This is a genomic window from Sphingomonas sp. CFBP 8765 (assembly GCF_014841445.1).
Classification (GTDB): domain Bacteria; phylum Pseudomonadota; class Alphaproteobacteria; order Sphingomonadales; family Sphingomonadaceae; genus Sphingomonas; species Sphingomonas aerolata.
In genome coordinates, this window is sequence record NZ_JACYTY010000006.1 from 185,632 (window position 1) to 198,661 (window position 13,030).

General features: G+C 69.5%; 17 protein-coding genes. 11 read left to right on the forward strand and 6 right to left on the reverse strand.

What is annotated here, in order from left to right; all coding sequences use genetic code 11:
- Positions 1 to 92: 92 nt before the first annotated feature.
- Positions 93 to 1,499 carry an MATE family efflux transporter gene (locus IFT87_RS15905; protein ID WP_320466410.1) on the reverse strand — a complete coding sequence of 469 codons (1,407 nt, stop codon included), beginning with the start codon at positions 1,497 to 1,499 and terminating at the stop codon, positions 93 to 95.
- Between the two features lie 607 nt (positions 1,500 to 2,106).
- Between IFT87_RS15905 and sppA the strand changes: the two genes are divergently transcribed.
- Both sppA and IFT87_RS15915 read left to right on the forward strand, forming a co-directional pair.
- The gene (gene sppA, locus IFT87_RS15910) at positions 2,107 to 3,981 is read left to right on the forward strand and encodes a signal peptide peptidase SppA (protein ID WP_192191248.1); all 1,875 of its coding nucleotides are present in this window, start codon (positions 2,107 to 2,109) and stop codon (positions 3,979 to 3,981) included.
- On the forward strand, positions 3,981 to 4,574 hold the full coding sequence (locus IFT87_RS15915; RefSeq protein WP_192191222.1) for a GNAT family N-acetyltransferase: 594 nt from the start codon (positions 3,981 to 3,983) through the stop codon (positions 4,572 to 4,574). The genes sppA and IFT87_RS15915 overlap by 1 nt, the downstream gene beginning before the upstream one ends.
- 7 nt (positions 4,575 to 4,581) lie before the next feature.
- Here IFT87_RS15915 and IFT87_RS15920 read toward each other — a convergent pair whose 3' ends face one another.
- Positions 4,582 to 5,223 carry a trimeric intracellular cation channel family protein gene (locus IFT87_RS15920; RefSeq protein WP_056408854.1) on the reverse strand — a complete coding sequence of 214 codons (642 nt, stop codon included), beginning with the start codon at positions 5,221 to 5,223 and terminating at the stop codon, positions 4,582 to 4,584.
- 351 nt (positions 5,224 to 5,574) lie between these two features.
- Between IFT87_RS15920 and IFT87_RS15925 the strand changes: the two genes are divergently transcribed.
- The 3 genes from IFT87_RS15925 (at position 5,575) to IFT87_RS15935 (ending at position 6,857) form a co-directional block, all read left to right on the forward strand.
- Positions 5,575 to 5,883, forward strand: coding sequence for a glycine zipper 2TM domain-containing protein (locus IFT87_RS15925; protein ID WP_037532560.1), 309 nt, complete (start codon positions 5,575 to 5,577; stop codon positions 5,881 to 5,883).
- A gap of 88 nt (positions 5,884 to 5,971) precedes the next feature.
- Positions 5,972 to 6,397 (forward strand): OsmC family protein, encoded by a 426-nt coding sequence (locus tag IFT87_RS15930; protein ID WP_031395930.1) that lies wholly within the window; start codon positions 5,972 to 5,974, stop codon positions 6,395 to 6,397.
- Entirely contained in the window at positions 6,390 to 6,857 is a 468-nt protein-coding gene (locus IFT87_RS15935; RefSeq protein ID WP_192191223.1) for a hypothetical protein, read from the forward strand. Before IFT87_RS15930 ends, IFT87_RS15935 begins: the two co-directional genes overlap by 8 nt.
- Positions 6,858 to 6,874: 17 nt before the next feature.
- Here the strand turns inward: IFT87_RS15935 and IFT87_RS15940 are convergent, their stop codons facing one another.
- A complete protein-coding gene (locus IFT87_RS15940; protein ID WP_031395999.1) occupies positions 6,875 to 7,096 on the reverse strand; it encodes a hypothetical protein in 222 nt (73 codons plus the stop codon).
- A 108-nt stretch (positions 7,097 to 7,204) separates the two neighbouring features.
- On the opposite strand from IFT87_RS15940, the gene IFT87_RS15945 reads away from it, so the two are divergent.
- The 6 genes from IFT87_RS15945 to IFT87_RS15970 all read left to right on the forward strand — a co-directional run bounded on the left by IFT87_RS15945 (position 7,205) and on the right by IFT87_RS15970 (position 11,790).
- Complete coding sequence (locus tag IFT87_RS15945; protein WP_192191224.1) at positions 7,205 to 7,954, forward strand: hypothetical protein; 750 nt, start codon at positions 7,205 to 7,207, stop codon at positions 7,952 to 7,954.
- Between the two features lie 87 nt (positions 7,955 to 8,041).
- Positions 8,042 to 8,416 (forward strand): fluoride efflux transporter CrcB, encoded by a 375-nt coding sequence (gene crcB, locus IFT87_RS15950; RefSeq protein WP_031441014.1) that lies wholly within the window; start codon positions 8,042 to 8,044, stop codon positions 8,414 to 8,416.
- The gene (locus tag IFT87_RS15955) at positions 8,413 to 9,711 is read left to right on the forward strand and encodes an RluA family pseudouridine synthase (RefSeq protein WP_166747127.1); all 1,299 of its coding nucleotides are present in this window, start codon (positions 8,413 to 8,415) and stop codon (positions 9,709 to 9,711) included. Before crcB ends, IFT87_RS15955 begins: the two co-directional genes overlap by 4 nt.
- Before the next feature lie 510 nt (positions 9,712 to 10,221).
- Entirely contained in the window at positions 10,222 to 10,881 is a 660-nt protein-coding gene (locus tag IFT87_RS15960; protein WP_037532557.1) for an HAD-IA family hydrolase, read from the forward strand.
- Positions 10,878 to 11,096, forward strand: a complete 219-nt coding sequence (locus tag IFT87_RS15965; RefSeq protein ID WP_037532554.1) for a hypothetical protein — start codon at positions 10,878 to 10,880, stop codon at positions 11,094 to 11,096. The genes IFT87_RS15960 and IFT87_RS15965 overlap by 4 nt, the downstream gene beginning before the upstream one ends.
- A gap of 13 nt (positions 11,097 to 11,109) precedes the next feature.
- Positions 11,110 to 11,790 (forward strand): ATP12 family chaperone protein, encoded by a 681-nt coding sequence (locus IFT87_RS15970; RefSeq protein ID WP_192191225.1) that lies wholly within the window; start codon positions 11,110 to 11,112, stop codon positions 11,788 to 11,790.
- A 39-nt stretch (positions 11,791 to 11,829) separates the two neighbouring features.
- On the opposite strand, the gene gmk is transcribed toward IFT87_RS15970, so the two are convergent.
- The 3 genes from gmk to IFT87_RS15985 all read right to left on the reverse strand — a co-directional run bounded on the left by gmk (position 11,830) and on the right by IFT87_RS15985 (position 12,962).
- Positions 11,830 to 12,480 carry a guanylate kinase gene (gene gmk, locus IFT87_RS15975; RefSeq protein ID WP_031394372.1) on the reverse strand — a complete coding sequence of 217 codons (651 nt, stop codon included), beginning with the start codon at positions 12,478 to 12,480 and terminating at the stop codon, positions 11,830 to 11,832.
- Positions 12,481 to 12,552: 72 nt separating this feature from the next.
- Positions 12,553 to 12,753, reverse strand: a complete 201-nt coding sequence (locus tag IFT87_RS15980; protein WP_031394373.1) for a hypothetical protein — start codon at positions 12,751 to 12,753, stop codon at positions 12,553 to 12,555.
- On the reverse strand, positions 12,750 to 12,962 hold the full coding sequence (locus IFT87_RS15985) for a hypothetical protein (RefSeq protein ID WP_037530644.1): 213 nt from the start codon (positions 12,960 to 12,962) through the stop codon (positions 12,750 to 12,752). Before IFT87_RS15985 ends, IFT87_RS15980 begins: the two co-directional genes overlap by 4 nt.
- Between the last annotated feature and the right edge of the window lie 68 nt (positions 12,963 to 13,030).

Genomic DNA, 13,030 nt, shown 5'->3' on the forward strand with positions numbered 1-13,030 from the left:
TGGCACTCGACGATATCGAGTGCCAACAGCCGTCATATGTGCCGCGTCCCCGGCATCGTCAACGGGCGTCCAAACGAAAATCGCGTCAATCGTTACATTCCGCGGGTCAGGACGAGCCCCAGCCGATCACGCCGCGACCAGCGCCACAGCAGCAGCACCGACACCACCGCGAGCCCTGCGAACAGCCCCCACCACACCCCCTCGCCCGCAAGCGGCGTGCGGAAGCCGAGCAGGATCGCGGTGCCGAAACCGATCACCCAATAGCCGAACAGCGCGATCAGCATCGGCGTCCGGGTGTCCTGCAACCCGCGCAGCACGCCCGCCGCGACCGCCTGCGCGCCGTCGACGAGCTGGAACACCGCGGCCACGCCAAGGAACCGCAGCGCGAGCGCGACGACGACCGCGTTCTGCGGCAGGTCGGGATCGACATAGACGCCGATCATCAGCCGCGGCACCGCCCAGATCAGCAGCGCGCTGGCCGCCATGAAGCCGATCCCGACGACCAGCGCGACATTGCCCGCGCGGGTGATCCAGACCCGGTCCTGCGCGCCGTACGCCATGCCGACGCGGATCGTCGCCGCCTGCGCGACGCCGAACGGGACCTGGAACGCGACCGCGGCGATGTTGAGCGCGATCGCGTGCGCCGCGACCTCCGCGACGCCGATCAGCCCCATCAGCAGTGCCGCGCCGCCGAACAGCGCGCCTTCGAAGATCCAGGTCAGCATGATCGGCGTGCCGAGCCGGACGATCTCGTGGAAGCGCGACCATTCGGTCCGCCACCAGCGGCCGAACAGGTGGAAGCGCCGCAGCCGCCGGTCGGTCGTCAGGATCACGCCGTACGCGATCATCATCACGCCGAGGCTGGCGACGCTGGCAAGCGCCGAGCCCTCCAGCCCGAGCGCGGGGAAGCCGAGATTGCCGAACACCAGCAGCCAGTTGCCCGCGATCCCGACGAGCAGCGAAAGCCCGGTGACGAGAAACGCCCAGCCCGGCCGGCCGAGCGCCGCCGCCGCAGTGCGCATGACGCCCGCGAGCACGCCGGGCAGCAGCGCAAAGGCGATGATCGTCATGAACCGGCCGGCACGGCGCGCGACCTCCGGATCCTGCCCGGCGAGCCGCATCAGCGTTTCGCCCTGCGTGAGAATCAGGATGACGGGGAGCGAGCCGAGGATGCCGAGCCACAGCGCCATCCGCACGCTACGCCGGACCTCGCGCACCGCATGCGCGCGGCGGCCGAGTTCGGCGGCGATCAGCGGCGCCGCCGCGCTGGTCAGCCCGATCAGCGCGAACATCAGCAAGTTGAAGACGAACACGCCGAGCGTCGCGGCGGCAAGATCGACCGTGCCGAGCCGCGCGACGAAGATCACGTCGACTGCGGACACCGCCATCTGGATCAGGTTCGCCCCGACCAGCGGCGTGGCGAGCCGCAGCAGCGCGCGAAACTCGGCGCGGGCATCGGCGGGCGCCGGGCCGGTGGCGATGGGAACGGGTTCGATCACCCGGCCGCCCCTAGCGGGATTTGCGGCGTGGGACACCTAGGATCTGTGCGGGGGGTGTGCGGGGGGTTGGGGTGGGTCGGGCGGGGCTGGCCAATGGATTGGCCGTCTTGGGAAGGATCGGGGTTGAGAGTCTCCACCCCGTCATCCGCCCCCGCCTCCGTCATCCTGACGGAAGTCAGGACCCAGGGTCGCGGGGCGCTGTCCTGTTTGGCTCTGGATCCTGACTTTCGTCAGGATGACGGAATTGGGGTGGCGGTGCTGCGTGATCGGGCCGGAGGTTTGCGCGGACGGGCGGTTGCGGCGGGTGGGGTTGGTATCCCTGCCCTTCCCGTCCGTCATCCTGACGCAGGTCAGGATCCAGGGTTGCGGGGCGCTGTCCTGTTTGGCTCTGGGTCCTGACTTTCGTCAGGATGACGGGCTGGGGTGGCGGTGCGCGCGGGGCCGTGGCGGCGGAGCGGTACCGGCGCGCGCGGCGCAGCGCCGGCGGGCGACCGCTGGGCGATACGGATAAGCGTATTGCTCCCGCATGACACACGCGGCTATCGTCGATGTGAACCGGCGTTGCCGGCATCGCACCAACCGGCCGTGCCGGCATGAGGAGACGCAGGTGAAGCTGGTACGCGGCGCATGGAAGCTGTTGGTCGGGATCAAGGACGCACTCGTCCTGATCGCGATGCTGCTGTTCTTCGGTCTGGTCTTCGCGGCGCTCAACGCGCGGCCGGGGACCAAGGCGATCAAGGACGGCGCGCTGGTGCTCGACCTGAACGGCTCGATCGTCGAGCAGCCCGCCGAACCCGCCGCCTTTGCCGCGCTGTCAGGACAGAATACGCCGAAGCAGTTTCGGCTGCGCGACGTGGTGCGCGCGATCGATACCGCGCGGACCGATGGCCGGGTGAAGGCGCTGGTCCTCGATCTCGACGGCTTTACCGGGGCCTATCCCGCCGCGCTGGGTGAGATCGGCGAAGCGATCGCGCGCGTCCGCGCCGCCAAGAAGCCGGTGCTCGCCTATGCCACCGCCTATACCGACGGCAGCTACCGGCTGGCCGCCAATGCGAGCGAGGTCTGGGTCAATCCGCTCGGCGGCACGCTGTTCATGGGGCCGGGCGGCAACCAGCTTTACTATAAGGGGCTGATCGACAAGCTGGGCATCACGACGCATGTCTACCGCGTCGGCCGCTACAAGTCGTTCGTCGAGCCCTATACGCGCACCGACCAGAGCGACGATGCGCGCGCGGCGAGTCAGGCGCTGTACGGCACGCTGTACGACCAGTGGCGCGAAGCGGTCGCCAAGGCCCGCCCCAAGGCGCAGATCGCGCAGTTCCTCGCGCGTCCCGACGCCCTGGTGCTCGCCGCCAATGGCGACATCGCGACCGCGAACCTGCGCGCGGGGATCGTCGACAAGCTCGGCGACCGGACCGCGTTCGGCAAGCGCGTCGCCGCGATCGCCGGCGCCGATACGAGCAAGCCTGCGGGCAGTTTCAACACGATCACCTATGATTCCTGGGTCAAGGCCAATCCCCTGCCGACCGGCGGCGACGCGATCGGCGTGCTGACCGTGGCGGGCGACATCGTCGACGGCGAAGGCGGTCCCGGCACCGCGGCGGGCAAGACGATCGAGAAGGCGATGCTCGACGGGCTCGCCAAGAAGAACCTCAAGGCGCTGGTCGTGCGCGTCGATTCGCCGGGCGGATCGGTGCTCGCGTCCGAACGGATCCGGCTCGCGATCCTCGAGGCCAAGAAGAAGGGCCTGCCGGTGGTCGTGTCGATGGGCGGGCTCGCCGCGTCGGGCGGATACTGGGTGTCGACGCCTGCCGACGTGATCTTTGCCGAGCCCGGCACGATCACCGGGTCGATCGGCATCTTCGGGATCATCCCGACGTTCGAGACCGCACTCGCCAAGATCGGCGTCACCACCGACGGCGTGAAGACGACGCCGCTGTCGGGGCAGCCCGATGTCACCGGCGGCACGACGCCGATGTTCGATACGCTGATCCAGGCGGGGATCGAGAATGGCTATCGCCAGTTCATCGCGCGCGTCGCCGCGTCGCGCAAGCTGAGCCCGGCGCGGGTCGACGCGATCGGCCAGGGCCGGGTCTGGGACGGCGGCACCGCACGCCAGATCGGGCTGGTCGATCGGTTCGGCACGCTGAAGGACGCGATCGCCGAGGCCGCACGCCGCGCCAAGCTCGATCCCGCCAAGATCCACGCGGAATATCTCGAAAAGCCGCCGGGCGTCCTCGCCCAGCTCGCCGCCGGTTTCGACACGGGCGACGACGACACCACGACCGGCAGCGACGCGTTCGGCCGGATCGCGCTCGACCGCCGCCAGATGGTCGCGCGTGCGGTCGGCGACATGAAGCGGCTGGCGACCTCGGGCTCGATCCAGGCACGCTGCCTGGAATGCGGCGGCATCGGCCCGAGTGCGGGCGACGGCGGCGACGCGCGGCTGCTCGACCTGCTGCTCGCGCGGATCGGCCTGTAATGCCGGGCGCGTCGCCCGCGATCGGGACGGCCGGGGCCATCACGATCCGGGCGGCGCGCCCCGAGGACGCCGCCGCGATCGCCGCGATCTATGCGCCGCACGTGCTGGTGGGGACGGTCTCGTTCGAGACGGACGCGCCCGACGCGCGGCAGATGCGGACGCGGATGGCGGCGTCGGACGGGCTCTATCCCTGGCTGGTCGCGACGGTGGGGGATTCGCGCGGGGTGATCGCGTTCGGCTATGCCGGACGGTTCCGCGAACGCGCCGCCTATCGCTTCGTCGTCGAGACCACGGTCTATGTCGCGGATGCGGCGCAGCGCCAGGGCGCGGGGCGGCTGTTGTACGAGGCGCTGATCGACACGTTGCGCGCGCAAGGGTTCACCCAGGCGATCGGGGTGATCGCGCTGCCCAATGACGGGTCGATCCGGCTGCACGAATCGGTCGGGTTCCGCCGCGCGGGCGTCTACCGCGCGGTCGGGTACAAGAACGGCCAGTGGATCGATGTCGGCCATTGGCAATGCGCGCTGAACGACGCCGCGGTGCCGCCGGTCGAGCCGCGACGCTTTGCCGAGGTCGGCGTCGTGCGGGGCTGACTGCGGACTAGCGGCGTGCGCGGTAGGCGGGCAGCGCGAGGTGGAAGCGGATCGCGGCGGCGCGCAGGCTGAACCCCGCGCTCGCCGCGACGACCGCGGACCAGCCGATCGGCACGCCCAGCAGCACCAACCCGACATAGCTCGCCGCGGCGAGCGCCGCTGCGGTGACATAGAGTTCGGGACGCATCAGGATCGAGGGTTCGCCCGCGAGCACGTCGCGGATGATCCCGCCGAAGCAGGCGCTCATCACCCCCATCAGCACCGCGGGCACGGGCGGCACGCCGTAACCCAGCGCCTTCGCCGCGCCGAACACCGCATAGGCGGCGAGCCCGATCGCATCGAACCAGCCCAGCGCCTCGTCGCGCCACCAGCGTTCGGGCGTGATCCAGATCACCAGCGCGACGATCAGGCACATGCTGGCGGCGCGCGCGTCGTGCACCCAGAAGACCGGTGCGTCGATCAGCAGGTCGCGCACCGTGCCCCCGCCGACCCCGGTGATCAGCCCGAAGAAGATCGCGGTGACGACGGTCTGCCCGCGCTTGGCCGCAGCGAGCGCGCCCGAGGCGGCGAACACCGCGAGCCCGGCGAGATCGAGCCAGCGCGCGGCGGCGGGAAGGACGTCGGGCGACAGGATCGTGGCGGGCAGCATCCCCACGGCCTAGCCGCTGTGGCGCGCGACACAAGCGAGGCCTCACCCGCGACCGGATTTTGCGCGATTTCCCGGCTGAGGACGAACTTATCCACAGGCGGGGATAATTCTTTGTGGATAACGGGGAAAAGTGCCCGGACAGCCCGTGTGCGAGGCACAATTTTGCCGGTTCTTATCCTTTTGTGCACAGCCTGTGGATAACTTGCTGTGGATAACGGGGACAGATTGCGTGCCCTGCACGGCCCAGGATGCCCGGAGCGAAGATGAACGCGACGTTGTTTTGGGTTCATGCAACCGGGGGTAAACGCCGGCCGTTACGGACACAGATCATTACAAACGGGAGTAGATTTTATGCGTAAGTTGATCATGGCACTCAGCGCGACCGCCCTCGTCCTGCCGACGCTCGCGGTGCCGATCTCGGCTGCGGATGCGCAGCGCGGCAAGCGCGAATGGCGCGGTCGCGACGGCCGGACCTATTGCAAGAAGAGCAATGGCACGACCGGCACGATCATCGGCGGCGTCGGCGGCGCGCTCCTCGGCCGCACGGTCGACACGCGCGGCGACCGCACGGTCGGCACGCTCGGCGGCGCGGTCCTGGGTGGCCTGGCCGGTCGCGCGATCGACAAGGGCACGAGCAACAATAATCGTCGTTGCCGCTAAACCACGCACCGCATTGCGGACTGATGCGTTGAAGGGGGGCGTCGCGGGAAACCGCGGCGCCCTTTTTCATGTTTCGAAGGATCCGAAAATGACGACACGCAGCGGTTCGGCCAGCTATGAAGGCCTTGGCAAGAGCGGCAAGGGCCATGTCTCGACGCAGTCGGGCGTCCTGTCCGACTCGCCTTACGGCTTCAACACGCGGTTCGAGAACGAGCCCGGCACCAACCCCGAAGAACTGATCGCCGCCGCGCATGCGAGCTGCTTCACCATGGCGCTGAGCTTTGCGCTCGCGGCCAAGGGCTATGAGGCGGGTACGCTCGAGACGAGCGCGAAGGTGACGCTCGACAAGGATGGCGACGGGTTCAAGATCACCAAGTCGGCGCTGACGCTGAACGCGAAGGTCGAGGGCATCTCGGCCGACGAGTTCGCGACGATCGCGGCGGATGCCAAGGCGAACTGCCCGGTGTCGAAGGTCTTGAACGCCGACATCACGCTCGACCACACGCTTGCCTGATCGACGCGCCGGCATGCGGATCGCCGCGACCGTCGCCCTCGTCCTGCTCGGTGCGGGGTTAGAGGCGGGGGTCGCTGGTGCCGCCGCGGCCGGTGCACAGACGATCGCCGGCGGCGCACGACGCGACGCCGGCGACTGGCAGCGATACCGCGCCTATGATCATGATCGCCCCGAACCGGGGCAGCGCGGCTATTTCGCGGACCGGTATTTTCGCGATGGCCGCTATTATGCGGTGCGCCGGCTGAGCCGGGCGGATCGCCTGTATCGCGGCGCCGATGGCCGCTATTACTGCCGCCGCGAGGACGGGACGACCGGGCTGATCACCGGCGGGCTTGCCGGCGGCGTCCTTGGCAATATTATCGCACGCGGTGAGTCACGGCTGATCGGCACGCTGGTCGATACGCGCGGCGGCGCGCTGCCCGGCCGGTCGGTCGATCGCGGCCGGATCCGCTGCCGCTGACCCCAAGACTCCTGAGATCAGATGATTCCGCCACCGAGCATCAGCCGCAGCGTGAAGATGATGATCAGCACGATGTTCAGATTACGCCCGGCATTGCTCGACGACAGCGCACCCACCGCAGCGCCGACGATGCCGATCGGGATGACCAGCCAGTTCATCCAGCCGAGCAGCGGGAAGAAGGCAACGAGACCCAGCGCAAGGGTGACGAGGCCGATGAGGATCGAGACGAGGTTGAGCATGACCCAAACATGGCGTCTCGACGGGTCGCAGGCAAGATCGCGGGCCGGCCGACCAAGCGTACCGCGACAACGCTTTCTTCACTCGCGCTCCGGCATTGATGGCGGGTGATGACCCGTTCCGCCCGCACGATCCGCCTGCCCGCCCTAGCGTTTGCCCTGCCGCTCGCGCTGATCGCGTGCGGCGAGCCCGCGGTCGATCAGCAGGACCCGACGACCCTCGAAGCGGCCCTCAGCAACGGCAATGCGGGCGACCCGGCGCTGAACGCCGCGCTCGCGGGTCAGATCATGGTCGACCCAACGCTGACCCAGTCGTCGAACGACGACGCGATCCGCCCGCCGCCCGAACCGATGGGCGGGGCGATGCCACCCGAGGAAGCGGGCCGCCGCGCCGATACGGTCGATCCGCGCACGCTGAAACGCGCGCCCGCTGCTGCCGGTGACTGTCCCGCCTGCCGCCAGGCCGACGCGGCGCTGACGCTGGGCGCGCTGGCCGAGCGGCAGACGTTTCCGAACGCAGCGGCGTGCGCGCGGACGATCGGCTATTCCGCGCTTTGGGCGAATCGCCTGCCCGCCGACCTGCCGCTCTATCCCGATGCACAGCTGTCGGAGGCGGCAGGTTCCGACCAGGCCGGCTGCCGGCTGCGCGTCGTGCATTTTTCGAGTCGGGCGACGCCGCAGCGGCTGCTCGACTTCTATTATACCCGCACCGCCGACACGGGCTATTCGGCCGACCACCGCAGCGATGGCCGCCGGCACGTGCTCGGCGGTATGCGCGGCGGCGATGCCTATAGGGTGTATGTCACGCCGCGCGTGGGGGGCGTCAGCGACGTCGATCTGGTCTCCAACGCCGGGCACTGAGCGACGCCGCCGTGTCCAAGGGCGAGCGCCGCGCATGCCCGTCAAGCGCGGCTTTCCGTTTTCCGCGATTCGCGCTAGGGCGCGGGCATGTCTCCCCTTCTCTATGTCATGGTCGGTGGCGCGGTCGGATCCGGCGCGCGCTATCTGACCGGGCGCGCGATGACCGCGCTGCTCGGTGCCGGCTATCCGTTCGGCACGCTGGCGGTGAACCTTGTCGGCGGGCTGCTGATGGGCGTGCTCGTCGGCGTGCTCGCGCGCCATTCGGCGCCCGAGGGCTGGCGACTGCTGCTCGGCGTCGGCGTGCTCGGCGGGTTCACGACCTTTTCCTCCTTCTCGCTCGACGTCGTCACGATGATCGAGCGTGGCGCGCCGGGCCTCGCGCTCGGCTATGTTCTGGTGTCGGTGATCGGTTCGATCGCCGCGTTGTTCGCGGGTCTCTCCGCAGTAAGGGCCGTCGCATGACTGCGGGCAAACACGATAGCGATACGAATTTCCGCGAGTTCAACGTCGGGTTCGACGATGACGGCATCCGGCTGGACCGGTGGTTCAAGCGGCACCTGCCCGAAACGAGCTTCACGACGGTGGCGATGTGGGCGCGGACCGGCCAGCTGCGCGTCGACGGCGCGCGCGCGACGCCGGGCGACCGGATCGCGGCGGGCCAGATGCTGCGCGTGCCGCCGCCCGAAGCCGACAAGGCCACCGCCGACGTCGACGCGCCGCGGCGCGTGCGCGAGCGCGTGATCCTGTCGGACGAGGAGACCGAAGCCGCGCAGGCGATGGTCATCCACAAGGATTTCCAGGCCTTCGTGCTGAACAAGCCGCCGGGCCTGGCGACGCAGGGCGGCACCAAGACGACGCAGCATGTCGACGGGCTGCTCGATGCGCTCCAATATGACAATGAGGGCCGGCCGAAGCTGGTCCACCGGCTCGACAAGGATACGTCGGGCGCGCTGCTGGTGGCGCGGACGTCGCGGGCCGCGGCATTCTTCGCCAAGGCGTTTTCGGGGCGCACTGCGCGGAAGGTGTATTGGGCGCTGGTAGTCGACGTGCCGTCGATCGAGGACGGCATGATCGAGCTGCCGATCGGCAAGCAGCCGGGCACCGGCGGCGAGAAGATGCATGTCGACGAGGCCGAGGGCGCGCCCGCGCGGACCCGGTACCGCGTGATCGAGCGCGCGGGCAACCGCGCCGCCTGGGTCGAGCTGCAGCCCTTTACCGGCCGCACGCACCAGCTGCGCGTCCACATGGCGGCGATCGGCCACCCGATCGTCGGCGACGGCAAATATGGCGGCGCGGCGGCGTTCCTGACCGGCGGCATCTCGCGCAAGATGCATCTCCATGCGCGGCGCATCAAGGTGGACCATCCCGATGGCGGCTCGATCGACGTGACCGCCGACCTGCCGACGCATTTCGCGGAAAGCCTGAAGCAGCTGGGCTTCGAGGAGTCGCTCGGCGATGCACTGGTGCTCGACGAGAAGACCGCGCCGTCGCGCGAGGAGATCAAGTCGCGCGCCAGGGCGCATGCGAAGTCGGTGCGCAAGGAGCGTCGCGGCGAACGGCGCGGGCGCGGGGTGGTCGAGGAGAAGACCGCGGGGGGCAAGCCTGCGGGGCCGAAGACGGGCGGTTCGCGGACGGGCGCGGGGTCGAAGTTCGGCGCGCCCAGGAGTGGGCCGCGGGTCGAGGGTGCAAAGCCTGGTGGCCGGGGGCGTCCGGGGGGGAAGCCGAGCGGGCCTAGGAGCGGGCCGGGGTCGCGGTGATCTAGCGGGTCGGCCTCGCCCATATCCACTACCACCCCGGCGAAGGCCGGGGTCCCGTTGGAGAGGTTGCAGTAACCGGGGGCTGCGCGCCGTTAGCACCGTTCTCCAACTGGACCCCGGCCTTCGCCGGGGTGGTGGTGGTGGGGGTGCCCGCCTGCCCGTTCCCCCGCGGAGGCGGGGGTCGCGGTCATCTAGCGAACTAACCTCGCGCCATACCTAACACCACCCCGGCGAAGGCCGGGGTCCAGTTGGGGAGGTTGCAGTAACCGGGTGCTGCGCTTCGTCAGCACCGTCCCCCAACTGGACCCCGGCCTTCGCCGGGGTGGTGGTGGTGGGGGTGCCCCCCTGCCCATTCCCCCGCGGGGGCGGGGATCCAGGGGGCATGATCGACAGCTCTGCTTGGGCCCGAGTCCCCCGCCTTTGCGGGGGAACATGACGATGCGCGTTCCGGTTTGGCGTTCCCTCGTTCGCCCGGCTGATCTACGAGACGGGGATGCGCTGGAAAATCTCATGATCCGCCTCGCCGTGTTCGATTGTGACGGGACGCTCGTCGACAGTCAGGCGAATATCTGCGTCGCGTGCGAGCGGGCGTTCGAGACGGCCGGGCTCGTCCCGCCGCCGCGCGCCGCGATTCGGCGGATCGTCGGGCTCAGCCTGGTCGAGGCGATGCAGATCCTAGTGCCGCAGGGCGACGAGGCGCTGCACCGCACGCTCGCGACGGACTACAAGGCCGCGTTCCATGCGATGCGGACGAGCGGCGAGCTGATCGAGGAGCCGCTGTTCGAGGGGATTGCCGACGTGCTGGCGACGCTCGCCGACGATGGCTGGATGCTGGGCGTCGCGACGGGCAAGTCGGACCGCGGGCTTGCGCATGTCCTCACCGCGCACGGCATCGCCGACCGGTTCGTGACGCTGCAGACCGCGGACCGGCATCCCTCCAAACCCGACCCGGCGATGCTGTTCGCGGCGATCAAGGAGGCGGGCGCGACCCCGGCGACGACCGCGATGATCGGCGATACGAGCTATGACATGGCGATGGCACGCGCGGCGGGCGCGCGCGCGGTCGGCGTCACCTGGGGCTATCACGCGGTCGACGAGCTGGCGGAGGCCGGCGCGGACGTCGTCGCCGAGACGGTACCGGCGCTGCGTCATCTGGTGACCGCGTCGTGACGGAGGCCGATCGCCTGGCGCAGCGGCGCTGGTTCGTGCTGGTCGGCGTGCGGCTTGCGGGCGTGGCGGGCGCGGTGCTCGGGCTCGTGCTGATCGCGCGCGCCTATAGCTGGGGGCCGAAGATCCTCGGCACCGCGATCGTGCTGTCGGCGATGGCGATGATCGCGATCGTGCCGCGCAGCCTGGCGCAGCGCTGGCGCACGCCCACCGAATGACCGGACAGGACGCATGAAGAGATTCTGGACAGACGTCGCGATCGATGCGGATCGCGTGGTGACGCTCGACGGCAAGCCGGTCCGCACCCCCGGGCGACGGCCGCTCGCGCTGCCGACCGATGCGCTGGCGCAGGCGGTGGCGGAGGAATGGCGCAGCGTCGGCGAGACGATCGATCCGCGGACGATGCCGCTGACGGGCCTTGCCAATGCCGCGACCGATCCGATCGCGAACGACCCGGCGCAGTTCGCCGCACGGCTGGCGGCCTATGGCGAGAGCGACCTGCTCTGCTACCGCGCGGACGGGCCGCCGCCGCTGGTCGAGCGGCAGGCGGCACGCTGGGACCCGCTGCTCGACTGGGCGCGCGCGCGGTACGACGTGACGTTCGCGGTGACGGCGGGGGTGATGCACGTCGCGCAGGCCCCCGCGACGATCGCGCGGCTGCGCGAGGCGGTCGCGGCGTATGACGATTTCCACCTTGCCGGGCTGTCGCCGGTCGTCACGCTGACGGGGTCGCTGGTGATCGGGCTGGCGCTGGTCGAGGGAGAGATCGACGGCGATGCGGCGTGGGCGGCGGCGGGGATCGACGAGGACTGGTCGATCGAGATGTGGGGCGAGGACTGGCAGGCGGCGCAGCTGCGCGAGCTTAAGCGCCAGGAATTCGCGCGTGGCGTCGCGTTTCTGGGGATGCTGTAGGCTTTCGTCACCCTGGACCGGATCCAGGATGACGGGGGGTCAGCGCGTCAGGCGGCGGATGAAGCCGATCAGGCCGGTCTGGCGCGAGCGCTTGAGGCGTTCGGCGGCGAGGATCGTCTTCACGCCGCGGATGCAGCTGTCGACGTCGTCATTGACCAGGACGTAATCATAGCCGTCCCAGTGGCTGACCTCGTTCGCGGCGCGCGACATGCGCGCGTCGATCACTTCGGTCGAGTCGGTGCCGCGGCTGGTGAGGCGGCGGTGGAGTTCCTCCATCGACGGCGGGAAGATGAAGACGCGGACGACGTCGCCGCCGGCGATCTGGAACAGCTGCTGCGCGCCCTGCCAGTCGATGTCGAACAGCACGTCCTTGCCGGCCGCCAGCATCTCCTCGACCTGCGCGCGCGGGGTGCCGTAGCGATGGTTGAAGACATGCGCCCACTCGAGGAACTCGTCCTTCGCGACCATGTCGCGAAAGCCCTCGAGATCGGTGAAATGATAGTCCTTGCCGTCGACTTCGCCCGGTCGCATCGCACGGGTCGTCACCGAGACCGACATCTCCAGCTCATGCTCGTCAGCGAGCAATCGGCGCGCGATCGTCGACTTGCCGGCGCCCGATGGCGAGGACAGGACGAACAGGACGCCGCGGCGACGGAAACCATGCGGGTCGGACGGAAGTGTGTGGGGCATGCGCGCCCTTGCCGCGGACTGCGCATGGGCGTCAACCCATGCACAGCCCGCGCGTGTCATTCTGGCGGCGGATCAGTAGCCCGACTTGCGTGCCCGGTTACGGTCATACGCCTTCTTGGCAGCATAGCCGCCGCCGAGGATCATGCCGAGCGGCCCCATGCGACGCAGCACGCTCATCGCGACGACGCCCTTGACCGCGCCCGATGCGCCGCCCGACCCGTCACGACGGCCCATTTCGCGGCCAACCAATGCACTGATGATACGTCCGATCATGACTTAACCTCTCCGAAAACCTGGTCCTTGAGTTCCGCTGCACCGCGCAGCACCGCCCAGCCGATCGCGTAGGTCACGGCCAGCGGCACGACGATCTTGAGCACGTTGGCGGTGACCGCACCGATGATCGCGCCGTCCGCATTGCCGTCATCGCCGCTGAGCGAGTCGATGCCTGCGCCGATCAGCGCGCCTATGGTCGTTGCGCCCACGTAATTTCTCCTTCGCGTGTGGCGGGTTAGCGCGCGAACCGCGTTTGGGTTCCCGCAGGTGCGCCCCT